Below are 23,082 nucleotides of genomic sequence, written 5' to 3' on the forward strand. Positions count from 1 at the left end.
CACCCGCCTAGCCACCGACAACACCTCCCTCTACGCAGGCGTACACGGCTACGCCTACGCCATCCGCCTCAACGGCGACTGGACCAAACCAGACTGGACACAAGGCCTCGGCGGCACACTCACCTACGAAGAAGTCAACCTACTCAGCACCAACGGAAAACTCTTCGCAGGCTGCGACGGCTACGTCTACGAACTACAACCCACCACCGGCAACAAAATCCACAACCTCCACCTCACCACCACCGGAGCCGGAGCCACCACCCGCCTAGCCACCGACAACACCTCCCTCTACGCAGGCGTACACGGCTACGCCTACGCCATCCGCCTCAACGGCGACTGGACCAAACCAGACTGGTGGCAACGTCTCGGTGGCAAACTCACCTACGACAAGGTGAGCGTGCTCACCTCCGACGGCAGGCTGTTCGCAGGCTCGAACGGCTACGTCTACCAACTCAATCCCGACGACGGGAACATCCAGCACAGCCTGCTGCTCACCTACCTGGCCGGTGTCGGCGACTACGACACGCGGCTGGCCGTCCGCGGGCGGAACCTGTACGCGGGAGTGAACGGCTATGCCGACAAGCTCCTCGTCAATGATGTCTCACCTACTGGGACGCTGTTCCATACCTCCGGCGACGCGAAGGGCTGGCAGGTCTGGACACCCGACTTCGACCGGGCACCCCAGCCCATGCAGGCGGTCTCCGGCCTCTGGGCGGGCTCCGACACCACCCTGACCTTCGCCGTAGGGGTCGACGGGACGCTCTACCAGGGAAGACTCGACAAGGACGGCTGGCACGGGTGGACGCCGGACTTCGACAACGCGCCCAAGATGCTGGGCATTGACAGCGTCACGAGCTACTTCGGGCTCGACCTGTTCGGGATCGGCCTCGACGGCACGCTCTGGCACGACAGCAACAAGGGCCGCCGGTGGCAAGGCTGGACGTCGAACTTCGACCGAGCGCCGAAGGTGCAGGCGGTCACGTCGTTCGCCGAGCAGGGCAACGGGAATCCGCAGGTCTTCGCCATCGGCATCGACGGCACGCTCTACTACGACAGGCGCGACGGCGGAGGCTGGCGCGGCTGGACGCCGGATCCCGGCGGGATACCGGTCAAGGTGAGTGCCGTCTACGGCGCGAGCCTCACCCCGTCCACGATGGACGTCTTCGCCATAGCGCTCGACGGCACGCTCTACCACGGCTACCGCAACGACCAGGGCTGGCAGGGCTGGACGCCGGACTTCGACGGAGCACCCAAGATGAAGGCCGTGACGGGAGCGCACACCGCCCCGTTCAGCGGGGAGGTCTTCGGCATAGGGCTCGACGGCACGCTCTACCACGATCATGCCGACCGGCAGGGCTGGCACGGCTGGACGCCGAACTTCGATGGAGCTCCGAAGGTCAAGGCAGTGGCCGGGCTGGCCGTGGCAAGTCCCACCGCCGACATCCAGGTCTTCGCCATCACCGCCGACGGCGCGCTCCGCTACGACTATCTCGACGCCGCCGGCAAGTGGCATGGCTGGTCCGCGTTCGGCACCAACCCGCCGCGAACGTCCCGCCTCGTCTACGCCCAACCGGGCCCCTTCGGCACGAGCGAGGTGTTCGCCATCTCCGACGTCTGAGGGGCGGGTCGGTCAGCAGCCGTTCGGGCCGCACGCCTCCGCGTCGTCCGTGCCCTCGACGGTGATCAGGGAGCGGTGGGGGCGTTCCGACCAGGCCTGGTCGAGCGCCTGGGAGAAGACCTCGGTCGGCTGGGCGCCGGAGATCCCGTACTTGCGGTCGAGCACGAAGAACGGCACGCCGCGCGCACCGAGCTCGGCCGCCTCCCGCTCGTCGGCGCGCACCTCGGCGGCGTAAGCGGCCGGGTCGTCGAGCACCTTGCGGACCTCCGCCGGGTCGAGTCCGACCTCGCCGGCGGCCTCCACGACGAATTCCCGGTCGGCGAAAACCGATCGTTCCTCGGCGAAGTTGGCCTTGTAGAGCCGGTTGAACAGCTCGCGCTGCTTGCCCTGCTCCTTGGCATAATGGGTGAGCCGGTGCAGGTCGAAACTGTTGCCGCTGTCACGGCCGCGGGTGCGGTAGTCCAGGCCCATCTCGGCGGCCATCGCCCCGATCCGGTCCTCGTTGCCCTCGATCTGCTCGACCGTCGCCCCGTACTTCTCGGCGACGGCCTCGACCACCGGCCGGGTCACGTCCTTGGGCGCCTCAGGGTTGAGCTCGAACGACCGGTAGACGACCTCTACCTCGTCCCGATGCGGAAACGCCTCCAGCGCCTGCTCCAGCCGCCCCTCGCCCACGTAGCAAAAGGGACAGTTGATGTCAGTCCACACCTCGACGGTCAGCTTGTCGCTCATGCGGGGCACCTTTCAAAGTTGAACCTTCCCCCGCCACAACATCCCGGGCCCCGGAACGATTCCGCCCCAGCCCGTGGTGTGCCCCACCCACATCGCGGGCGTCACAGCGAGAGGGACGCCGGGAACGCGCTCTCCTCAAGGCCTGGAGCGACCGACCTTGATCATGCCGCTGGGCCCACAGATCAGAACCCCTCCAAGAGAGTCAACGAAGATCGAAGCTACAGGCGAGGTGGATGACGATGAAGCGTTACATATTTAGATTTACGAGCCAACCGTTTCAAACCAGCTCCTGAGCGAGCCGCGATAGAAACTGGTGCGAGCGAGCCCGCAAGGCCATCGGCAAATGTGACGCGCGGTTTCACTGACATCGTCAGGTTCGCTTTAAGGACAGCCGAAACTGCCATCGCGCCTTCTCCAGCAGAACGACTGCTTCACACACTGCCCGCGCCTATGGACGGGCCGGGCTCTTGTGTGGACACTTGTCTCGATCAGGAGATCAGGACAAACGGCGAGGTGCGGGCCTGATGGCAGACCTGGTGTTCAGTCCTTATGACTTCTACGACGACGTCGACTCTGATCCTTACCCCGTGTATGCACGGTTGCGGGAAGAGGCGCCGGTCTATCGCAACGAAGAGCTGGACTTCTGGGCGTTGTCCCGGCACGAGGACGTCGTCGCGGCGGTACGAGATCCCCGCCGTTTCTCCAGCGTCAACGGGCCGCTGCTGGACGCCTCTGTCTGGGGCCCCGAGGCGCGGCGTGCGCTCTCGTTCATCGCCATGGATCCACCGCATCACACTCGGATGCGGGGACTGGTCTCCCGCGCTTTCACTCCGCGACGCGTCGCCGAGCTCGAACCGCACATCCGGGACGTGGCCCGGCGGCATATCGAAGCGGCTCTCCTGAAAGGCGAGGTCGACTTCGTCACCGACATCGCCGCGAAGATTCCGACCGATGTGATTTCGGAGCTGGTCGGCGTTCCGGAGCCTGACCGGGCGGAACTTCGCCGGCTGGCCGACCTCGCCCTGCACCGGGAGGGCGGAGGACGCGAGATCACGCCGGAGGGCCTCACGGCCCTCATCGAGCTCATCGGGCATTTCACCGACCTGGTGTCGGACCGGCGGCAAAAGACCCGTGACGACATGGTGTCGGCGCTTCTCGACGCACGCGTGGAGGGCGACCGTCTCACGGATGAGGAGGTCGTCGCGTTCCTGCATCTGCTGGTCGGCGCCGGCAACGAGACCACCACCAACCTGCTCGGCAACGCCGTGTATTGGGCCTGGCGGTATCCGGACCAGAAGGCGCTGGCCTTCGAAGGACGCGTCTCGGAATGGGTTGAGGAGACGCTGCGCTACGACACCGCCGCGCCAACGCTACTGCGGACGGTCAGTTGCGATGTCGAATTGCACGGAGTGGAAATCCCCAGCGAATCACGCATCCTCCTGCTCCCAGGTGCAGCCAACCGAGACCCGGCAGCCTTCCCGGAGCCTGACCGCTATGACATGGAACGGGAGCCAGGACCGCTGATCAGTTTCGGCAGCGGCCCCCATTTCTGTCTCGGCGCCTCACTCGCCCGGCTGGAGGCCAGAGTGACACTTGAGGAATTCATAGCCCAAGCAACGAACTTCGACCTCGACATGTCGCAGGCCGGCCGCCGCCAGTCCCCTTATATCCGTGGATTCGCGAAGCTCCCCGCGACTGTCGTACCCAGATAGGGGTCAGGGTTTACGTCCGGCCGCTCCCACCCAGACGTCGCGAAGCTTCAGCTTGATTTCGATCGGCGTGTCCAAGCCCCAATCGGTCAGGCAGGCGAGCCCAGGATCGATGAGGTCGACCCCTTCGAGGAATGCCTCGATCTCCTCATGGCTCCGGAGATGAAGCGGCGCGTTGCTCCGCGCGAACACCGCCAGGCCGGCTTGCGCGTCCTCCGCCCTGCTGTTGCGAATGGTCACGTCTGTGAGATGGGTGAGCACGAGGTAGCTCCCCGAAGGAATCGCGTCTTTCAGCACCTTGATCGCTCGAACGGGGTCATCGTGATCGGGGATGAAGTGAAGGATGCCGGTCGTCAGCACCCCGACGGGCTGGGTGAAGTCGATCATTCGACGGAGCTCCGGGTGCGCCAGGATGGCCGTCGGACGCCGGATGTCCTCCTGGATCACAGTGACCGTCTCCGGATCCGCCGCCAGCAGAGCCCGGGCATGCGCGCACACAGCCGGGTCGTTGTCGACGTAGACCACCCGCGATTCGGGCGCCAGCCTGTGCGCGATCTGGTGGACGTTGTCCATCGTGGGCAGGCCGGTGCCGATGTCGATGAACTGCCGCACCCCCTCCTGAATGAGACGGCCGACGACCAAAGCGAGGAACTTCCGGTTCTCTTTGGCGAACCTCGCAGCGTAAGGCTCGATCTCGAGCAGCCTTTCCGCGGCGGCGCGGTCAATGGCGTAGTTGTCTTTCCCGCCGAGCATGGCGTCCCAGATCCTGGCCACGGTCGGAGTCTGCACATCGACCCCAAGGCCCTGCGCCTGCAAACGTTCCCGCTCGATCCGCCCGCGCTCCCGCCAGTGGCCGAGGTCGGTAAGCGGAATCAGGAGCTCACGCCCGTACCGGGTAAGCCGGTAGCCAGAACTATGTTGCTCAACCCCACCGACATCCACCAGCTGCTTGATAGCACCTTCCAGATGCTCAGAGCCCAAATCCGCGGCCCTCATAAGGTCGTCATGACTTCGCGGGCCGACCACCAGTTCACGGATGATCGTCAGCACCCTTGGAGCGGAAAGGAGTTCCACGACCGGCTGCACATCCCGCCATGCGATCTCGTAAGCGTCGGACTCTTTCCAGCGCGCCCCGCGCCCGACCAGCCCCTCGCCACTTTCCGCCATGCGACTGCTCCTGATGACTCATCTTCTTGACCGCGATGCCCACCCGAGCCCATGGTCACAGAAATAGATCACCCCCGTCAGCTCCCAGAGCGAAACGGCCCGCCCTTATTGTGCTCGCCGAATTTTCGGCCGGACCGGTAAAGCATGCGGCTCCTGCATACGGCCTAGTGCTTACGGGCAAGCGTCAGCCCGTCGCCGATCGGGAGGATCACCTGCTCGACCCGTTCGTCCGCGGCGACGTGATCATTGAACATCCGAATGGCGCGCACCCCGTCGTCCTGCCGGCTCGGATCGGCGACCGTTCCCGCCCACAACGTGTTGTCGACGAGCAGAACGCCACCGGCCCGGATCCTCGGCACGAGCTCCTCCCAGTACGCCACATACGACGGCTTGTCGGCGTCGACGAACGCCAGATCGAACACCATGTCCGGCGGAAGCTCGCGCAACGTGTCCAGCTCACCATCGCGCACGGATACCAATATTTGCTCATTGTCGGGCTCGTGGCCGGCGCTCCGCGGCCCGGCCGAACCAGCACCGTGGGCCTAGGCGTCATGTTGACGGTGGCCCTCATCGGCGGGACCGCACTCAACTACGCCGCCCACCTCCACGGCTCACCCGCCGTCTTCGAGCGCACCCTCTATGGCGCCTACCTGGGCGCCGTGATGGCGCACTTCGTCATCGACGCAGGCCTGTGGCGGCTACGCGAGCAATTCCCCCGCCAGTTCCTGACCGCCTCACTCCCCTACCTCCTCAAACCCTGACCCACCACGCGGACGACAGGGATCCAAAGCCCAGCAAGACCGCCTCGTCGCGTGAGGCCCCCTGCCTCGCGCATGCTGATCAATCGTGCTGTGTGGAGGGGTTGTAGAGCCCGGCACGAATTTGGCTGACAACTGCCCGCAAGGCAGCTGGAGTGATGATCAGACGAGGACCGTCTGGATCCCTGGAGTCTCGTACGCCGATCGAACGGCCGGTGCGGGCGACCTCTACGCAGGCGTTCCCGCTGCCACTGCGGCTGCTCTTGCGCCAGACGACGTTCGATGGATTGGTGGCGCGACTGGTCATGCCTAGCCTCGGGCTTTCATGACGGTGGGTGCCCAGCGGGTTCGTTCACATAAGAAAGTGCCTCTGGCCTGGAAGGATCGGGATTGCGAAGTCTCGAAACGTCCAGGGCCGCCGCTGCTGAGGGGGGCCGACGTTCAACGGTGCATCAAGCCCTCCTCCCATCCCCCGGCGGCCCTGCTTGGGCCTCGCGCCACGGCCCCGCCATAGGGTCGCTCCGTCTGAGGGCTCGACGTCGGCGACTCGCGCGATGCGGAGCCCAAGGTGGGCCGAGAAAGCTGCCCGGCCAGAACGCGCCGGAGGCTTCCGCTGACCGCCCCGTGACCGCCGTCTCGCCCAAGAGAACCACTTCCAGCTTCAACGCACGGCCGTGCACGGCAACCCGGTCGGCCTGCTCAACGAAGGAGACTCGGAGTTTATTTACGAAAGCGACCACGCCGCCGTCCTCGAAGATTCAAGACCTCCGTGATGCGCTACTTCCCCTGCCGCCAGCCACCGCGACGAGCCGCTCGGGCACCTCGTCCGCGCCCATCTTTGCTCCTGGACGCCGACGCACACCCTGTCCATGATCTCAAGCAACTGATCGCACGTCCGCATGCAGGAAGGCGAGGCCCTCCGCTAGAGGGATTGAGAGTCGGGGCTACGGGGCGAGTTGGAGGTTAGGCCGGTTCGGGCTATTAAGATCGGCTTTCAGGCCGACTGAACGGTGATGCTGCCGACCTACATTTGCGCGCTGTCGTGAAGGCGACCGGAGCGCGGGGCGAGGTCGGTGAGGGTTGGGTCGTGGGTCAGGATTGCTTGTTCTAGGCGTTGGAGGGCGGGGCTCGGGTCTAGGCCCAGGTCTTCGGCTAGGCGTCTTCTGCCTTCGCGCGCTACGTCTAGGGCTTCGACGGTTCGTCCCGTGGCGTAGAGGGCTCGCATTAGTTGGGCGCGGGGGCGTTCGCGGAAGGGGTGCTCCGCGACGATCCCGTGCAACTCGCAGGCGACTTCAGTGTGATGGCGGCGGGCTAGTTCTACCTCGGCCCACTCTTCGGCTGCGGAGAGGCGGAGCTCGGTCAGGCGGTATGCCTCTGCGTGGGTTGGGTGGAGGTGGTCCTGGCCGTCGTAGGGGACGCCTCGCCACAGGGCGAACGCCTCGCGGATCAGGTGTGTTCCTCGATCGGTCTCGCCGGCGGCGATGGCCTGGCGGCCTGATTGGACGCGGGCGGTGAAGCAGTCGGCGTCTAGCTCGCCGGATTGTGTCACTAGTACGTAGCCGGGTGGGCGGAAGACTAGGCGGTCGGGTCCTAGTGCCCTGCGCAGATGGTGCACGTAGCCCTGCAGCGTCTTGGCCGCCGTACGTGGTGTGGTGTGCGGCCACAGGGCGTCGATCAGCCGGTCGGCCGAGATTGTTCTGTTGGAATGGCACAGGAGGAGCGCCAGCAGGTCTCTCAGTTTCGGCGACAGGGGGACGGAGCCGTCCCCCGTGCAGATCTCCAGCGGTCCCAGTACGCGGAGCTTCACAGGTGTCCTTCTGTCGTGGTGTGCATGTTGTGCCGGCGACACCGGCTCCCTAAGGTCTAGGGCGTCTCGAAGATGTCCGAAATGGGCTTCCGACCTGCTCCGGACAACCGGCAATGGGTCTGGACAACGGGGGTGGACAGTTGGGGCGGCCTGAACAACCGGTGGATCCGCTCGCCGGTCCGGTCGAGAGGTTCGCCTGGGAGTTGCGGCGGCTTCGGGATGAGGCGGGGCGGCCTAGCTATCGCGAGCTCGCCCAGCGCGCTCACTTCTCCCGGAGCACCTTGGCCGAGGCTGCCAACGGGATGCGGCTGCCGTCATTGGAGGCGACCCTGGCGTACGCCGTTGCCTGCGGTGGTGAGCGTGTTGAGTGGGAACGGCGGTGGCGCGAAGCTGCGGACGAACTCGAACGGTCACAACGCCGCTGCCCCTACCCAGGGCTGCGACCGCTCGGCATTGATGAGGCGGATCTGTTCTTCGGCCGGGATCAGCTGCTTGAGGACCTGGTGAAAGCCGTTCAACGGTCGCGGTTGACGGTGCTCATCGGCGCGTCTGGCAGTGGCAAGTCGTCGCTCTTGGGCGCTGGGCTGCTGCCCAGGCTGAGCGCCGGCAGTGTCCTGATCTCTCCGAGGGAGCATCCGCTGCAACTGGACGTTGATGCTTCTGTGGTCGTCGTCGACCAGTTCGAGGAGGTGTTCACGCTCTGCGCTGATGAGGATCAACGTGCTGAGTTCTTGGACGCGTTGACTGGCGCGGACGCGTCGGTGGTGATCGGGGTGCGCTCCGACTTCTATGGGCGGTGCGCGGAGCATTCTGGCTTGGCTGGTCTCCTTGGCGATGCCGTTCATCTGACGGTTGGGCCTCTTTCCGAGCCGGAACTGCGTGCGATCGTCTGCGAGCCCGCCTCTTCGGTCGGGCTGAGCGTGGAACCCGAGGTGGTGACGGCCGTACTCAGCGAGGCCGACCAGCAGGTGGGAGCGCTCCCGATGGTCGCGCATGCGCTGCGGGAGACCTGGAGCCGCCAGCAGGACGGCACCATGCGGCTGGCTGACTACCAGGCGGCCGGTGGCGTGACCGGGGTGATTGGCCGAACGGCCGACCATGTGTACGAGGAACTGGACGACCATCTGCGGGACGTTCTGCGAGCTTTGTTGTTGCGGCTTACTGCGCCTGGTACGGAGGACGCGCGTCGCAGGATCGAGCGGGACGAGCTGGCGGGTATCGGATCCGACACTGACGTGGACACTGTGCTTGAGAGGCTCGTCGACGCTCGGCTTGTCGTTGTGGACGGCGACACGGTTGAGGTGGCGCACGAGGCGCTCATCCGCAGCTGGTCTCGATTGCGCGAATGGCTGAGCGACAGTCGAGAAGCGCTCCTTCGGCATCGGCGGCTCACCGGCGACGCTGACGAATGGCATCGGAATGGGCGTGGTGCCGAGTTTCTTTACCGCGGGAGCCGCCTGGCCCTTTGGGACGACGAAAATTGGCTGAACGAGCGGGAGCGTGCCTTTCTGGCGGCTTCCCGGTCCGATGCGGCCATCAAGCACGCTCAAGCTCGTCGTCGGGTCCGTCTCGGCGTCGGCGGGCTCGGGCTCGTGGCGGCGGTGGTCACTGTGCTGGCCGTCCTCGGTTTGGTCCAGGCCGGTGACGCCGATGCCGAACGCGATCGCGCCGCGTCCCGGCGGCTCGCGGTGGAGGCCCGCCGTCAGCTCTCGATGGATCCGGAGCTGGCGTTGCTGCTGGCGGTCAAGGCGTACGAGGCCGAGCCGACCCAGGAGGCCGACCTGGTGCTCCGGCAGGCCATCGTCGACTCCCGGCTGCGCGGCTCCCAGCCAACGGCGATGCGCAGAGCCGAGGGGATGGCGGCCACCGCGGACGGGCGGAGGTTTGTGGTTTGGGGGCCGGGGGCGACCTCGGTGGAATTGGAGGTCTGGAGCCTGGACGAGGCCGGTCGTTTGCGCCGCGACCGCAGGCTTCCCGCGCACGGGATTCAACGGATCGCTAGCGCGGCGTTCAGTTCCGATGGGCGCGCTCTCGTCACCGGCGACTCGGTAGGGAAGGTGGAGTTGTGGGATCTCGCCGCTGGCGGTTCACGTCGGGTTGTCGGAGAGGTTAACGGCGGTGCCATTTCGGGGGTGAGCATCAACCGGGACGGACGGGTTGCTAGCGCGCATGAAGACGGTGTTCGGATTTGGGATTCGGCGGGACGGAAGTCGCCGACCAAGCTTCGGGTCCCTGGTGGCCGGGTACGGGACGTCGCGTTCAGCCCGAGCGGCGCCTTGCTCGCCACCGGCGGGGTCGGCTCTCCGCTGCGGATCTGGAACGTCACCAAGGACCGGCCCCGGCTGGAACGGGAGGCGCGGCGCGGCGGGCCTGCGCAGGTGGCGATCAGCCCTCGAGGACCATGGGCCGCCGCCATGGAAGGGGACGTTCCGCAGGTCTGGAACGTCCTGGAGAGGCCTTCCGGCGAATGGCAGCCGCAGGTCGAACTCACGCCTCACTCACCACAGTTGAACGGCCTAACGTTCAGCCCGAACGGAGACCGGCTGGCGACCTACGGGACGGACGGTGTCATTCGCGTTTGGACGACGGGCAGTACAAGCGACCCATTGGTACTGCGCACGCACCGCGGTAATCCGCAGGGCGTGACGTTCGGTCCCGACGGCAGATCTCTCGTCACCATGGACGCGGACGGATCTCTGCGGCAGTGGGACGTTTCGGCTGGGACACCTGTGTTGCGCGGCTTTCCGGTCGACGGGGTACCCAAGGCGCTGAATGCCGATGGCGGCATCGTGGCGTCCGTTCCGGTGAGCGCCGACTCGCTCATCAACGCGCGCGACATTCCGATCCAGGTGTGGAACACCACCCGCGACCAGGCACCGCTCAATGTCAAAGGCCCGCACGACGCCGCCTATCTCATCGCGCTGAGTTCGGACGGGCGAAAGATGGCGGGCGTCGGCAGCGCGGGCACGCTCAGTCTGTGGGATCTGACCAGGGGCGGAGCGCCGATCACCGTGCCTGCCGCCTTCCGTGGACGGCCCGCGAGCCTGGTCTTCAGCCCCGACGGCAAGCGGCTGGCGGTCGGCGGGTACGCCGCCGAGCCGAGGGTGTGGCAGCTCTCCCCGGCGGGTGGCCTGACGCGACTTCAGGGCTGGGAGCTTGAGCCCACTGGCCGCGCCACCGGACATGTGGCCTTCAGCCCGGATGGCACGCGCCTGGCCGACGCACGTAACGACCACACTGTCGTCGTCTGGGATCTGGCCCGCAGGGCGAAGCCCGAGATCCTTCGTGGCCATCAAGAGGACATCACAGGGCTGGCCTACAGCCCTGATGGACGCAAGCTCGCCGCGGCTGCGGCAGACGGCACCATCCGGCTGTGGGACAGCAAGGGCTCGGGTGAGCCGACGGCGGTGTTGCGCGGCGCCGCGAGCCGGATCCGGAAGGTGGGATTCAGTCCCGACGGCGCCTGGCTGACCACGAGCGAGCCCGAGGGGAAGCTGCGGCTGTGGCCGGCCGCGAGTGCCGGCGAGCCGTTGGAGCTGAGCGGGTGGGGAGCGAGCGGACGCCTCCCGGCTTTCGGCCCGGACGGGAAGAGGGTCGTCCGGTTGCTCAGCCGTCCCGTGTTCTCCGGGCGGCGACTGGGGACCGGGCTCGGAAAGGACGTCGTCAGGACCTGGACCTGTGAGGTGTGCGATCGCGACGCACCGCTGCTCGACCTGGCCAAGACCCGCCGCACCCGTGAACTGACCGCCGAAGAACGCCGCGTCTTCCTCGGCCCGGACGCCTGACCTCGTCCTCCGTCCGGACGCCTGGTCTCTTCCTAACGTGCTTGACGGGCCCGGAGCCCCGCGCCCCAGGCCCGTCAAGATTGCTCGGCTGCTCGGTCAGGTGATCGAGACCTCTGCCGATACCGTCACGAGACGCCGATGGCGGGAAAGTTCGTGCACACTCCGGTCAGGCGGCGAAGCCCTGAGCTCCCCGTCCGTCAGTAGTAGAGGTAGAACCGCACCTGGCCGGCCCTCGACTGGGCCCACTGGAGCTTGAAGGGCACGCCGTCCCGCACCGCCTTGGTCAGCGCGACGGTCCGTCCGCGGTGGGCGGAGACCTTGATCCAGGGGCCCATCGGCCGACCGTTGCGAGCGATCGCGCGCACCCGGACCGGCTGGTTCCGCTGCTGCTTGACCAGCTTGACGTAGATCTTGCGGTAGTGCTTGCTCGTCCGCGGCGCGGTTCCCCCGGGGTAGATGACCGATCGGCGGACGGACAGCTTGACCGCGCGAAGCCGGGGCCGAGGCGCCTTGACCTCGGCACCGGCGGCGCCGTCGGCGGCGACGGCGGAGCTCGTGGCGGTGGTGGCGGTATTGGTAGCGGCGACGGCGGTGCCGCTGGTCAGGGCCGCCGCGGTGCCCAACGACACGACGGCGACGCCGGTGGCGGTCATCGTGCGCGCGAACCGGGGAAGTGGACTGCTCATCTGCGTCCTTCCTAAGACATCTCGACAGAAGACGTCGGCGACCGGGGGCTGGGACATCCGGCCGCCGACGTGATCAATGTTCCGAGGCGTCGGTTGGAAGTCGGTTGCAGATCGGTCCCGCGCGATCGGTCCCGCGCGATCGGTTCCCGCGCGCTTCACGGCGCAACGGAAGAGATGAATGGGCGCCCTCTAGCTTGTGAGCTGGGCCCTGGCCGAGCTGAGGAAATAGCGAGTCTCATCCGCTTGCAGGGCCAGGATGCTCAGGGTGTCGATCTCCCTTTTGTAGCTCTCCACGTCGTCGCGCCTGTCCAGGAAGGCAGAGGAGGTCAGCTGCTCGATATGAACCACGTCGGGAAGGGTCGGCTCAGCGAAACGGAGATAGGTGAAGGAGCCGGCTCGCTTGACGTGGGGGGCGCTGAACGGCACCAGCTGAAGTTGGACGTTCGGGAGCTGGCTCACCTCGATGAGGTGCTCCAACTGCGCGCCCATGACCTTTTCGCTCTCCAGGTGACGGTGCAGAACCGCCTCGTCCAGGACGAACCACAGGGTGGGGCCGCCTTGCCCTCTGAGCAGCTCCTGGCGTTTCAGTTTGAGGGTCACCTGGCGTTCGATGTCGTTGGGTTCGGCTCCCTGGTTCTTGTACGACTCGAACGCGCGCGCGTAGTCGGGAGTCTGGAGGAGATCCGGGATGTGGCCCGCTTCGAATCTGCGGATGAGCGACGCGGCTTCTTCGAGGCCGATGAAGGTGTCGATCCCGGGAGGCAGGATGTCGGCGTACCGCTGCCACCAGCCCGGCTTGTTGGATTGGCGGGCTATCGCGAGCAGCGACTCACGTTCGGCCTCGTCCGTGACTCCGTACAGGGTGAGCAGGTCGGCCACGTCACGTTCCTTGAAGCTGAGACGCCCCAGCTCCATGCGGCTGATCTTGGACTGGCTGCCGCGGATCTCGTAGCCGGCGGCCTCGGCGTTGATGCCCCGGGCCTCGCGAAGCCGGCGGAGTTGCGTGCCGAGGAGGATGCGCTGCACGGTCGGCCCGCCTCGCGGGGGTGACGCCGCTTCCACCGGCAGCTGATCCACGGACTCTCCTGTCGTCGGCCCAAGTCTCGCAAACTTCCTCATCCAGCTCAGCGTCATCTTACGATCTGTGGACAGTCGTTCGCGCAAGTGCATAGTACCGGGCACTTGCATATGCATATTCACGGCGTCAGGACGGAGTTCGTGATCCCGTCGGCGTCAGTGTGGCCGCGGTGACGCTCCTCGTGAAGACCCTTGGCGAGTGACCGGGGGCGAGCCGATCGACCCGCCCGCGGCTGTTCAAGGCTTGCCGTCGAGAGTGTCGAGGTAATGCTGGTTGTACATGACGCCTAGGACATTCCCGAACGGGTCGATCACCGAAGCGGTGATGAAGCCCGGACCATGTTCGTGGATGGGCTGGTACTCCGTGGCCCCCATGGAGAGCAGCTTGTCGACGGTGGCTTCGAGGTCGTCCACGTGCCAGTGCATCACGCCGCCGCCAGGACCCTTGGCGCCGGTCGGGCCGAAGCGGCTGTCGATCAGGCCCAGCTCGGCCTGGTGGTCGCCGACGCGGAACTCGATGTAGGCCGGGCGGCCGTCGGGGCCCGGGCGGCTGAAGTACGGCTCGATGCCGAGGAGCTCGGCGTACCAGTCGGACGCGGCCTGAACGTCGTCGACCCAGAAGTTGATGGTGGCGAATCCTCGCAACATGTCCTGCTCCCCTCGTTCCTTCTTGTACCCCGTACGTTACGGAGCCTTGTGGAACGTGCGCTTCCTCAAGGGGCGAGAGTTTTCGTGAGTTGTCAGCGGCGATCGGAGACCGCGCAAGCTTGGCCGCCGATGCTCGCCTTGCCGGTGCCTGCGGGCGGTCGAGGCCGTCCGGGTCTGTCCGGGCCGGGCGACCGGCTTCCGGGCCGGGGGCGGTGATCGCTGCACTGGTCGCCGACGGGCCGTCGTGAACGTGCACGACGGCACACCCCTCGAAAGGAGTCTCAGATGAGGTCTCTGGTCAAAGCGCTGGTGCCGCTGGCGATAGCCGGCGCCACGCTGGCATCGGGAACGGCGGCGTCCGCCTCGATCTCGGCGGCCGACGCGCGCGGGGCCGGCTCGGGCCGGCTCGTGGAGGTCGGCCTGGTGGAGGTCGATTCGCTCCAGGCGGCCGAGTCCGGCACGGTGACCCCGATGAACGTCGTGCGCGGCAACTGCGGGAAGGCGTGGCTGTGGCTGAGCGACGCGGGCCGGCGCAAGTACAAGGTCAGGACCGGCTTCGAGCTGTCCGGAGGACGCCGGGCCGTCGCCTACAGCTGGCGCGTCCAGGCCAACGGCCCGCGGCACTGGGGCAAGCGGCACAAGTGGGACGGGGGGCTGCGCCTGCGCAAGAAGTGGGAAGGCTCGCGCGAAAGCAACGTTCCTCGCGGTGGCAACTACAGCGCCACCGTGGTGGCCGGAGCGGTCGCGCTCTCCAACGGACGCGCGTGCGCGGCACTCCCCGCGTCTGACCCTGCCCGCATCACCTGACCCGACGTCCGGGTGACACGGCAGGCCGCGCGGCACACCCCACCCGCCGCGCGGCCTGTCACCTCAGCGATGGGTCAGGGAGCGGCGGGTCACCGGGAAGTCGAAGTAGGTGCTGGGGAAGAGCTCCGGCTTGAACGTGAAGTGCCACCACTCCTCGGCCAGGTTCACGAAGCCCAGGCCTTCGAGGGTGCCCTTCAGGAGGAGGCGGTTGGCGCGCTGCCGGCCCTTGATGCGCAGGTCGAGGGTGTGCGACAGGGTGTCGAAGCAGTCGTAGCCGGTGCCCATGTCGACGGAGTTGTCCGGGAAGCGCTTGTCCTTCGGGAAGTAGCACGGCACCAGGCGCTCGCCCGGACGGTACGGGCGGGTGTGGCGGGCCGGGAGCCTCACGATCGTCAGGTCGACGGTGCTGCCGCGGCTGTGGCCGGACTTCTCGGCGATGTAGCCGTCGACGAAGAGCCTCGACTTGTCGACCCGCGGGTAGAACTCCCGCTTCATCTTCTGGTCGTCGAGGTCCTTGGCCCAGCGCACGAAGTGGTCGACGGCGCGCTGCGGCCGGTAGCAGTCGTACACCTTCAGCGTGTAGCCCTTGCGCAGCAGCTGGCGCTGGGCCTTGCGCAAAGCCAGCGCGGCCGGACGGGTGAGGATGCAGATCGGCTGCTTGTAGCCGTCGATGGGCTTGCCCACGAAGTTGTGCCGGGTCTTGTAGCGCATCTCCTGGATGATCGTCGAGTCGATGTCCCGCAGCGCGACGAATTCCTTGGGCGCCTTCGGCTCGGGCCTCGGCTTCGCGGCGGAGACCGAGGCCGAGGCGGACGGGACGGCGGCGCCCAGGACCAGCACTGCCAGTACGGACGCGGTGAGACCACGGAGCTTCGGCATGGCATCTGGATCTATCACGGGGCCACGACATGTGACCAGGCCCACCAAGTTCTTGATCTTGAAACTTGATCATTCGTCTGGTCTGCTGGCGAGTGGGCGCGATCTTGGCTTACCTCCCGGGGAGTACCGATGGGCCGACCTGTCCTCCGTCCACTGCGCCGCGTTCTGTCCGGTGCCGCGCTGGCCGCGGCGCTGAGCGGCCTGACTCTGCCGCTCGCGCCCGCCGTTCACGCGGCCGATCCACCGGCCGCCCGCGGGGTGGTCGAGGCACAACGTCCCGGCGCCAAGGCGGCGCCCGCCGCCAAGCAACATCCGGTCTCGGCCGAACGTGGCGGCGCTCATCGCCTCGCGAAGACCACCGTGCGGAAGGCGGCCGCCGCCGATCCGGCCTACGGCGACGATCAGCTGCTCACCTCGCAGACCGGTTGGTGGAGCCTGAACGGGGTCACCGCCGCCGAGATCCAGACGTTCATGGACAGTAAGGGCGCCCGGCCCACCGACATCGTGGCGGAGGCCAGCGGCTCCGGCGGCACGCCCACGTTCACCGTGACCATGGTCGCCAACAGCGGCGCCTACGCGACGTCCAGCTGGGCCTGGTACTACGGCGAGACGATGGACGGCGTCCTCCAGCGCCTCCAGCAGTGGAACGCGCGGCCCGTCTCGGTGAACCGCTACTGGACCACGAACGGCTGGCGCTTCGTCGTCGCCATGGTCGACAACTCCGGCTCCCAGACGCGGGGCTGGTGGTGGTGGGCGGGCGACGCCGCGTTCATCCAGTCGAAGGTCGCGAGCACGGGCGCCCGGATCCAGCGCGTCCGCAACTGGCAGAGCGACACCGGGACGCAGTACGACGTGCTGATGACGGCGGGCAACGTCGGGTGGTGGTACTGGCTCGGCGGCAGCGCGACCCAGATCAACGACCTCGCGAACCAGAACGCCGCGCGGCTCATCGACGTCGATCGCAACGCGGACGGCTCGTTCAACGCGGTCATGGTCGCCGACCCGGGTGGACGCACGCCCGGCTGGTGGTACGGATTCAGCCACGCCGAGCTCACCGACAAGGCCCTCCGCACCGGCGGACGGCTCCTCAACGCGCAGCGCTATGACGACGCCGGCACGTACCGCTTCCTGGGCGTCATCAACCGGAACATCAACAGCGCCAATCTGCCTGGCGAAGTCATCCGAAACACGCTCTCCCAGACGGTGGCTGCCCGAGGCAGCGGTGGTGTGGCGGAGTTCAGGGATTCGAGCAAGGGCACGTTCACGGCAACCGCAGGCAACTCCCCTGGCACGAATGCACGCTTCCGCACAGCCAGCATCTCCAAGACGTTCGTCTCCACCGAACTGCTCAAGCAGGTAGCCGCCGGACGGGTGAGCCTGGACGCCACGGTCTCGCAGTACCTGCCGGGGGCCGTCAACGGCGGCGACAAGGTCACCATCCGGATGCTGCTGCACCACACCAGCGGCCTCTACAACTTCACCAGGGACCAGGGTGACTTCGCCTCGACGATGACGAAAGCGTGGACGCCGCAGGAACTACTGGCCATCGTCAACGCGCACGATCCCGACTTCACGCCCGGCGCCAAGTACAGCTACTCCAACACCAACTTCCTGCTCGCCGCGATGGTGATCGAGAAGGTGACCAACCTGCCGTACGGCGAGGCAATCAAGCGCGACATCATCGATCCCCTCGGGCTCAGCGGCACCTCCGTGCCGACCACGACGACCATGCCCACGCCCACGCTGCGCGGATTCTGGACCAACCCCTCCAGCGGCTCGCTGATCGAGACCACCGGCCAGCATCCGACCCGGTGGTTCGGCGCGGGCCAGCTCGTGTCGACGACGGCGGACGAGAACACCTTCTTCCGGTCGCTCCTGCAAGGCAAGGTGCTCCCGGCGGCCCAGCTCACCGAGCTCAAGAGCGGTCTCGTCCACACCGGCAACGGCTCGATGTACGCGGGCAAGGGCATCTTCCGCAGCACGCTCTCGTGCGGGGTCAACGTATGGTGGCACGACGGCCGCATCCCCGGCTATCGGAGCTTCTCCGCCCACACAGAGAACGGCAACCGCAGCATGACCTGGGCCTACTCCGAACGTGACTACAGCTACAACCCGCTGGACGACGAGCTGTTCAACACCGTGTTCTGCTACGTCTGACCAGACCTGAAGCCACGGAAGCCGGGCGGCGGAGGGCGGGTGTCGACACGCGGCGAAGGGCGCTCGCCCCTCCCGAAGGGAGGCCCCCAGGGGTGCGCCCTGGGAGCTCCCAAGAAGGGATTCCCCCCTCCGCGGCGCCCTCCGCCGCTGGGCTCCCGCGACCGGGGGCATCGCGCGAGCCCTGGCACATGGATACGAGCGGTGAACCGCGGTGGCAAGCGGACGCGTTCGTCTTAAGGACATCCCTTTCGCCCTACGGACAACTGGACGGCGGGCCGGGCAACCGGTCAATCTACGGTGAGGGACTCAACACGAGTCGGGAGGTGGCGCGCATGGCGGCTCCCATGGCGCACACCGAGTTCACGACCGCCGACGTTGACATGGCGCACGACTACCTGCGCCTCACCTACGCCGACCATGCGCCGCACCTGTCGGGCGACCGCGAGCACTTCCGCTTCCGGGCCACCTCCACGCGCGAGGAACGGTTCGGCGTGGAGTTCGTCGCCCATTCGATGGAGCTGCGGACGGTGGCCGAACCCGTCGGCGACCTGCTGGTCCCGCATGTGCTCAATGGCGGTCTGGCCGTCGCCGGACGGGACGACGACGTACGCGCCGGAATGGGCGAAGAGCTCCTCATCTCACCGGACGCCCGGTTCGCTCTGCGCTGGGAGGGCGACGAGCTGGGGATCCTCCGCCTCAACACCGCGGCGGTGATCCGGTTCGCGGGCGAGCTCACCGACGGCCGGGTCCGCTTCCCGCTCTCGCGTCCGGTGTCGGCCGCGCGAGCGCGCTACTGGCGGTCCGTGGTCAAGCACGTCACCCGCGACTTCCTCACCGACCCGGTCGCGCTGGCCAGCCCGCTCATCCGTGCGGAGATCTTCCACCTGCTGGCGGCCACGCTCCTCGAGACGTTCCCGGTCGCCATGGACGAGACGCCGCCGCGCGGCACGGTCGAGCCCGGTGCCGTACGCCGCGCCATCGCGTTCATCGACGCCCACGCGGAGACCGACATCGGTGTCACCGAGGTCGCGGCGGCCGCCCGGGTGGGACCGCGCGCCCTCCAGGCCGCGTTCCATCGGCACCTGGGCATCACGCCGACCACATACCTGCGCCAGGTTCGCCTTGACCGCGCCCACCTGGACCTGCAAATGGCCGACCCCACCCAAGGCGACACTGTCGCCGCCATAGCGAACACCTGGGGCTTCACACACCACGGCCGCTTCGCCGCCGCCTACCGCGAACGCTACGACCGCTCCCCCCGCGACACCCTCTTCTCCTGAGCACGCCCACACGCCGGTCGGGCGGTTCCGGGCTGGTCAGTGGCCGGAAAATGACGTGCGCGCGCTGCCGCTCCGCGCGGATACTCGTGGCCGAGTACGGCCGGTCGTCGCAACCCCATCGAACACGGAAAGGACCGAAGCCTTATGGCCACCACGATTCGTCTGGATCTGGCCAAGGTCCGCAACATCGGGATCATGGCCCACATCGACGCGGGCAAGACGACGACCACCGAGCGCATCCTGTTCTACACCGGCGTCTCGTACAAGATCGGCGAGGTCCATCACGGCACGACGACGATGGACTACACCGATCAGGAACGCGAACACGGCATCACGATCACGTCCGCCGCGACCACCTGTCACTGGCCGCTCGACGGCGTCGAGCACACCGTCACCATCATCGACACGCCCGGGCACGTCGACTTCACCGTCGAGGTGGAGCGCTGCCTGCGGGTGCTCGACGGTGCCGTGACGGTCTTCGACGGTGTCGCGGGGGTCGAGCCGCAGTCCGAGACGGTCTGGCGCCAGGCCGACAGGTACGGCGTCCCGCGGATCTGCTTCGTCAACAAGCTCGACCGGACGGGGGCCGACTTCGAACGCTGCGTCGACATGATCGTCGATCGGCTCGGCGCGGTGCCGCTGGTGGTGCAGGTGCCGATCGGGTCCGAGGCCGGTTTCACCGGCGTCGTCGACCTGGTCGGGATGCGGGCGTACGTGTGGTCCGCCGAGGCCGCCCTCGGCGAGGCCTACGACGTCGTGGCCATCCCGGACACGCACGTCCACGCCGCCGGCGAGTGGCGCGGCAGGCTGCTGGAAGCGGTCGCTGAGCACGACGACGAGATCATGCGGCTGTACGCGGACGGCGTGGATCCGTCCGAGGAGCAACTGCATGCCGCGATCCGCCGGCTCACGATCGCGTCCGGCCGGACGTCGCGCGGCACCACGATCACGCCGGTGCTCTGCGGTACCGCGTTCAAGAACAAGGGTGTCCAGCCGCTCCTCGACGCGGTCGTGCGCTACCTGCCGTCCCCGCTCGACGTCGACGTCATCGAGGGCGAATCCCTCAACGGCGGCGGCGTCCGGCGGAGGCCGTCCGACGGCGAGCCGCTGGCCGCGCTGGCGTTCAAGATCGTTACCGATCCACACCTCGGCAAGCTCACGTTCGTCCGGGTCTACTCCGGCCGGCTGGAGGCGGGCGCCACGGTGCTCAACTCCGTCAAGGGCAGGAGGGAACGCATCGGCAAGATCTACCGGATGCACGCGAACAAGCGGCTGGAACTGGAGTCGGCGGGCGCCGGCGACATCGTCGTCGTCATGGGGCTGAAACAGACCACGACCGGCGAGACGCTGTGCGACGGCCGCGAACCGGTGGTCCTGGAGTCCATGGACTTCCCGGCGCCGGTCATCGAGGTCGCCATCGAGGCCAGATCGCAGTCGGACGACGAACGGCTGCGCCTGGCGATCCAGCGGCTCGCCGACGAGGATCCGTCGTTCCAGGTGCACACCGACAAGGAGACCGGCCAGACCGTCATCGGCGGGATGGGCGAGCTCCACCTGTCGATCCTCGTCGACCGGATGGCGCGCGAGTTCGGGGTCACGGCCAACGTCGGCCGCCCGCGCGTCGCCTACCGGGAGACCATCCGCAGGCCGGTCGAGAAGGTCGTCCACACGCACAAGAAGCAGACGGGAGGAAAGGGACAGTTCGCCAAGGTGCAGATCTCGGTCGAACCGATCGCGGAAGGCTACGAGTTCGTGAACAAGGTCACCGGTGGCCGCGTGCCGAAGGAGTTCATCCCTTCGGTCGACGCCGGCTGCCAGGACGCCATGCAGATCGGCGTCCTGGCCGGGCACGAGATGACGGGTGTGCGCGTCACGCTCGTCGACGGCGGCTTCCATGAGGAGGACTCGTCCGAGCTCGCGTTCCGGCTGGCCGGTTTCCACGCGTTCAAGGAGGCCGCCCGCCAGGCCGCGCCGGTCCTTCTGGAGCCGGTGATGGCGATCGAGATCACCACGCCCGGCGACTACCTGGGCGAGGTCATCGGCGACCTGAACGCACGCCGCGGCCACGTCCAGGCCATGGACGAACGGTCCGGCGCCCGCGTCGTCAGGGGGCTGGTGCCGCTGTCGGAGATGTTCGGCTATGTCGGAGATCTCCGGAGCCATACCTCGGGCCGAGGGAGCTACTCGATGCAGTTCGACTCGTACGCCGAGGTCCCGCGCACCCTGGCTGAGGCGATCATCGCCGCCGCCTGATCGCGCGAGAGCCTGAAGGACGGTCCGCCGCTCGCCGCCGGTTTCGAACCAGCGGCGAGCGGTCGGACGCCGCTAGTGGTCGCTGGACGTGGACCAGATGTTGATGCCCGAGTCGACCGCGTCCTTGTCGATGGCCTGGAGTTCCTCGTCAGTGAAGGAAAGGTTGTCGACGCTGGCGAGGCTGTCTTCGAGCTGGGCGACGCTGCTGGCGCCGATGAGCACCGACGTGACGCGCTGATCGCGGAGGGCCCAGGCCAGGGCCATCTGCGCGAGAGACTGCTCGCGCGAAGCGGCGAGGTCGTTCAGTCTCCGGATGTGCCCGAGCGCCTCGTCGCTGAGCATGTCGCCGCTCAGCGACTTGTCCTGGCTGGCTCGCGAGCCGGCGGGGATGCCGTTCAGGTACTTGTCGGTGAGCATGCCCTGAGCCAGCGGGGAGAACGCGATGCAGCCGACGCCCTCGTCCTCCAGCGTGTCGAGGAGACCGTCCTCGATCCAGCGGTTGAGCATGGAGTACGACGGCTGGTGGATCAGCAGCGGCGTGCCCATGCCGCGCAGGATGGCCGCCGCCTCGGCCGTACGTTCCGGCGAGTACGAGGAGATGCCCGCGTACAGCGCCTTGCCCGAACGCACCGCCTGGTCGAGCGCGCCCATCGTCTCTTCGAGCGGGGTCTCGGGGTCGAAACGGTGGCTGTAGAAGATGTCGACGTACTCCAGGCCCATCCGCTTGAGCGACTGGTCGAGGCTGCTCAGCATGTACTTGCGCGAACCCCATTCGCCGTACGGGCCGGCCCACATGTCGTAGCCCGCCTTGGTCGAAATGACGAGTTCGTCGCGATACGGAATGAAGTCCTCGCGGAAGAGGCGGCCGAAGTTCAGCTCGGCGGAGCCGTACGGCGGACCGTAGTTGTTGGCGAGGTCGAAGTGCGTGACGCCCCGGTCGAACGCCCGGCGCAGGATGGCCCGCTGGATCTCGATCGGCCGGTCGTCACCGAAGTTGTGCCACAGCCCGAGCGACACGGCCGGGAGCTTGAGCCCGCTGCGTCCGGTGCGGCGGTACGGGGTCCGGTCGTAACGCTCTTCTGCGGCGACGTAGGTCATGGCCCTGAGTCTGCCACGCGACCCGATCCCTCCCCCCGCAGACATGGGAAGCCTTTCCCTGGGGCCAGGCCTGCTCAGATGCAGTGGGCGAGCGCTAGGCAGACTTCTCCTGCCGGAATCTCCTCTGGGAACGTGGTCAGGACGACGTCGGCGTCAGAGCGAAATGGGGAGCGCTGTCACTCGCCAAGTCCCCGGGTCGGGGGCGCGCAACGCCTCCGGGTCGGTGCCGGGGGCGAGCGCGAGGTCGGGGAAACGCCGTAGGAGCACTGTGAGGGCCACCTGGGTTTGCACGCGGGCGATGGACGCGCCGAGGCAGAAGTGCGGCCCGTGCGCGAAGCCCAGATGCGCCGCGGCGGGCCGTGTGATGTCCGCGTCACCACCCACCACGGGCCGGCGCCCGGCATCAGGAGGCGCGCGAGTGGCGACCGTTCGCGGGTACGCCCGTACGCGGCGAAGGGGTCGCGGATCACCTCTGCGTCGGCGAGATCGATCTCGGGAACGTCCATGTCGCTCGTACGCTCTCTCCGGCATTCGAGATATTCACATCACATGATCTCATCATCTGAATGGTGACGTTATCTTGGATTGCGCCGTCGCGGCAATCGGACGGGCGACCAGCGG

The 23,082-nt window shown here is 67.3% G+C and carries 18 protein-coding genes and 1 pseudogene; 8 read left to right on the plus strand and 11 right to left on the minus strand.

The genetic code is table 11. The features are described 5' to 3' along the window. Positions 1-1,618: hypothetical protein (locus ACGFNU_RS00505; protein ID WP_392589075.1), on the plus strand; the 1,618-nt coding region annotated here is incomplete at its 5' end. A 12-nt stretch (positions 1,619-1,630) separates the two neighbouring features. Here the strand turns inward: ACGFNU_RS00505 and ACGFNU_RS00510 are convergent. Beyond that, positions 1,631-2,350: a DsbA family oxidoreductase gene (locus ACGFNU_RS00510; protein ID WP_392589076.1), complete on the minus strand. Its 720-nt coding sequence runs from the start codon at positions 2,348-2,350 to the stop codon at positions 1,631-1,633. Between the two features lie 524 nt (positions 2,351-2,874). Here ACGFNU_RS00510 and ACGFNU_RS00515 point away from each other — a divergent pair. Next, positions 2,875-4,062, plus strand: coding sequence for a cytochrome P450 (locus ACGFNU_RS00515; RefSeq protein WP_392589077.1), 1,188 nt, complete (start codon positions 2,875-2,877; stop codon positions 4,060-4,062). A 3-nt stretch (positions 4,063-4,065) separates the two neighbouring features. Here the strand turns inward: ACGFNU_RS00515 and ACGFNU_RS00520 are convergent, their stop codons facing one another. Beyond that, positions 4,066-5,226, minus strand: a complete 1,161-nt coding sequence (locus ACGFNU_RS00520; RefSeq protein ID WP_392589078.1) for an SAM-dependent methyltransferase — start codon at positions 5,224-5,226, stop codon at positions 4,066-4,068. 164 nt (positions 5,227-5,390) lie between these two features. Then, positions 5,391-5,681, minus strand: a pseudogene (locus ACGFNU_RS00525) (O-methyltransferase); the annotation flags it as partial. Between the two features lie 96 nt (positions 5,682-5,777). Between ACGFNU_RS00525 and ACGFNU_RS00530 the strand changes: the two are divergent. Then, complete coding sequence (locus tag ACGFNU_RS00530) at positions 5,778-5,987, plus strand: hypothetical protein (RefSeq protein ID WP_392589079.1); 210 nt, start codon at positions 5,778-5,780, stop codon at positions 5,985-5,987. Positions 5,988-6,066: 79 nt separating this feature from the next. On the opposite strand, the gene ACGFNU_RS00535 is transcribed toward ACGFNU_RS00530, so the two are convergent. Together ACGFNU_RS00535 and ACGFNU_RS00540 are read right to left on the minus strand one after the other, a co-directional pair. Continuing rightward, the gene (locus tag ACGFNU_RS00535; protein WP_392589080.1) at positions 6,067-6,291 is read right to left on the minus strand and encodes a DUF397 domain-containing protein; all 225 of its coding nucleotides are present in this window, start codon (positions 6,289-6,291) and stop codon (positions 6,067-6,069) included. 717 nt (positions 6,292-7,008) lie between these two features. Then, a complete protein-coding gene (locus ACGFNU_RS00540) occupies positions 7,009-7,791 on the minus strand; it encodes a BTAD domain-containing putative transcriptional regulator (protein ID WP_392589081.1) in 783 nt (260 codons plus the stop codon). A gap of 113 nt (positions 7,792-7,904) precedes the next feature. Here ACGFNU_RS00540 and ACGFNU_RS00545 point away from each other — a divergent pair, with 113 nt between their 5' ends. Further along, positions 7,905-11,576: a hypothetical protein gene (locus ACGFNU_RS00545; RefSeq protein ID WP_392589082.1), complete on the plus strand. Its 3,672-nt coding sequence runs from the start codon at positions 7,905-7,907 to the stop codon at positions 11,574-11,576. A 197-nt stretch (positions 11,577-11,773) separates the two neighbouring features. On the opposite strand, the gene ACGFNU_RS00550 is transcribed toward ACGFNU_RS00545, so the two are convergent. The 3 genes from ACGFNU_RS00550 to ACGFNU_RS00560 form a co-directional block, all read right to left on the minus strand. Beyond that, positions 11,774-12,262, minus strand: coding sequence for a hypothetical protein (locus ACGFNU_RS00550; RefSeq protein WP_392589083.1), 489 nt, complete (start codon positions 12,260-12,262; stop codon positions 11,774-11,776). A 189-nt stretch (positions 12,263-12,451) separates the two neighbouring features. Continuing rightward, positions 12,452-13,339, minus strand: a complete 888-nt coding sequence (locus ACGFNU_RS00555; protein ID WP_392589084.1) for a helix-turn-helix domain-containing protein — start codon at positions 13,337-13,339, stop codon at positions 12,452-12,454. 237 nt (positions 13,340-13,576) lie between these two features. Further along, on the minus strand, positions 13,577-13,987 hold the full coding sequence (locus tag ACGFNU_RS00560; protein ID WP_392589085.1) for a VOC family protein: 411 nt from the start codon (positions 13,985-13,987) through the stop codon (positions 13,577-13,579). Positions 13,988-14,272: 285 nt separating this feature from the next. On the opposite strand from ACGFNU_RS00560, the gene ACGFNU_RS00565 reads away from it, so the two are divergent. Continuing rightward, entirely contained in the window at positions 14,273-14,794 is a 522-nt protein-coding gene (locus ACGFNU_RS00565) for a hypothetical protein (protein WP_392589086.1), read from the plus strand. 63 nt (positions 14,795-14,857) lie between these two features. Here the strand turns inward: ACGFNU_RS00565 and ACGFNU_RS00570 are convergent, their stop codons facing one another. Beyond that, a complete protein-coding gene (locus ACGFNU_RS00570; RefSeq protein ID WP_392589087.1) occupies positions 14,858-15,673 on the minus strand; it encodes a M15 family metallopeptidase in 816 nt (271 codons plus the stop codon). 129 nt (positions 15,674-15,802) lie between these two features. On the opposite strand from ACGFNU_RS00570, the gene ACGFNU_RS00575 reads away from it, so the two are divergent. From ACGFNU_RS00575 to fusA, 3 genes are all read left to right on the plus strand, one after another. Then, positions 15,803-17,830 (plus strand): serine hydrolase domain-containing protein, encoded by a 2,028-nt coding sequence (locus tag ACGFNU_RS00575; RefSeq protein ID WP_392589088.1) that lies wholly within the window; start codon positions 15,803-15,805, stop codon positions 17,828-17,830. A gap of 332 nt (positions 17,831-18,162) precedes the next feature. Next, on the plus strand, positions 18,163-19,110 hold the full coding sequence (locus tag ACGFNU_RS00580; RefSeq protein WP_392589089.1) for an AraC family transcriptional regulator: 948 nt from the start codon (positions 18,163-18,165) through the stop codon (positions 19,108-19,110). Between the two features lie 144 nt (positions 19,111-19,254). Further along, the gene (fusA, locus tag ACGFNU_RS00585) at positions 19,255-21,363 is read left to right on the plus strand and encodes an elongation factor G (protein ID WP_392589090.1); all 2,109 of its coding nucleotides are present in this window, start codon (positions 19,255-19,257) and stop codon (positions 21,361-21,363) included. A 72-nt stretch (positions 21,364-21,435) separates the two neighbouring features. Here fusA and mgrA read toward each other — a convergent pair whose 3' ends face one another. Next, on the minus strand, positions 21,436-22,461 hold the full coding sequence (gene mgrA, locus ACGFNU_RS00590) for an L-glyceraldehyde 3-phosphate reductase (RefSeq protein ID WP_392589091.1): 1,026 nt from the start codon (positions 22,459-22,461) through the stop codon (positions 21,436-21,438). Positions 22,462-22,614: 153 nt separating this feature from the next. Then, positions 22,615-22,848: a cytochrome P450 gene (locus ACGFNU_RS00595; protein WP_392589092.1), complete on the minus strand. Its 234-nt coding sequence runs from the start codon at positions 22,846-22,848 to the stop codon at positions 22,615-22,617. Positions 22,849-23,082: the final 234 nt, after the last annotated feature.

The organism is Spirillospora sp. NPDC048911 (assembly GCF_043198015.1).
Classification (GTDB): domain Bacteria; phylum Actinomycetota; class Actinomycetes; order Streptosporangiales; family Streptosporangiaceae; genus Spirillospora.

Excerpts from the sequence above, each read along its gene's own strand:
- ACGFNU_RS00560 (WP_392589085.1), bottom strand. The coding sequence starts at position 13,987 with ATGTTGCGAGGATTCGCCACCATCAACTTCTGGGTCGACGACGTTCAG.
- ACGFNU_RS00545 (WP_392589082.1), top strand. The coding sequence starts at position 7,905 with ATGGGTCTGGACAACGGGGGTGGACAGTTGGGGCGGCCTGAACAACCG.
- ACGFNU_RS00515 (WP_392589077.1), top strand. The coding sequence starts at position 2,875 with ATGGCAGACCTGGTGTTCAGTCCTTATGACTTCTACGACGACGTCGAC.
- mgrA (WP_392589091.1), bottom strand. The coding sequence starts at position 22,461 with ATGACCTACGTCGCCGCAGAAGAGCGTTACGACCGGACCCCGTACCGC.
- ACGFNU_RS00530 (WP_392589079.1), top strand. The coding sequence starts at position 5,778 with ATGTTGACGGTGGCCCTCATCGGCGGGACCGCACTCAACTACGCCGCC.
- ACGFNU_RS00570 (WP_392589087.1), bottom strand. The coding sequence starts at position 15,673 with ATGCCGAAGCTCCGTGGTCTCACCGCGTCCGTACTGGCAGTGCTGGTC.
- ACGFNU_RS00535 (WP_392589080.1), bottom strand. The coding sequence starts at position 6,291 with ATGACCAGTCGCGCCACCAATCCATCGAACGTCGTCTGGCGCAAGAGC.
- ACGFNU_RS00575 (WP_392589088.1), top strand. The coding sequence starts at position 15,803 with ATGGGCCGACCTGTCCTCCGTCCACTGCGCCGCGTTCTGTCCGGTGCC.
- ACGFNU_RS00520 (WP_392589078.1), bottom strand. The coding sequence starts at position 5,226 with ATGGCGGAAAGTGGCGAGGGGCTGGTCGGGCGCGGGGCGCGCTGGAAA.
- ACGFNU_RS00565 (WP_392589086.1), top strand. The coding sequence starts at position 14,273 with ATGAGGTCTCTGGTCAAAGCGCTGGTGCCGCTGGCGATAGCCGGCGCC.
- ACGFNU_RS00550 (WP_392589083.1), bottom strand. The coding sequence starts at position 12,262 with ATGAGCAGTCCACTTCCCCGGTTCGCGCGCACGATGACCGCCACCGGC.
- fusA (WP_392589090.1), top strand. The coding sequence starts at position 19,255 with ATGGCCACCACGATTCGTCTGGATCTGGCCAAGGTCCGCAACATCGGG.
- ACGFNU_RS00580 (WP_392589089.1), top strand. The coding sequence starts at position 18,163 with ATGGCGGCTCCCATGGCGCACACCGAGTTCACGACCGCCGACGTTGAC.
- ACGFNU_RS00510 (WP_392589076.1), bottom strand. The coding sequence starts at position 2,350 with ATGAGCGACAAGCTGACCGTCGAGGTGTGGACTGACATCAACTGTCCC.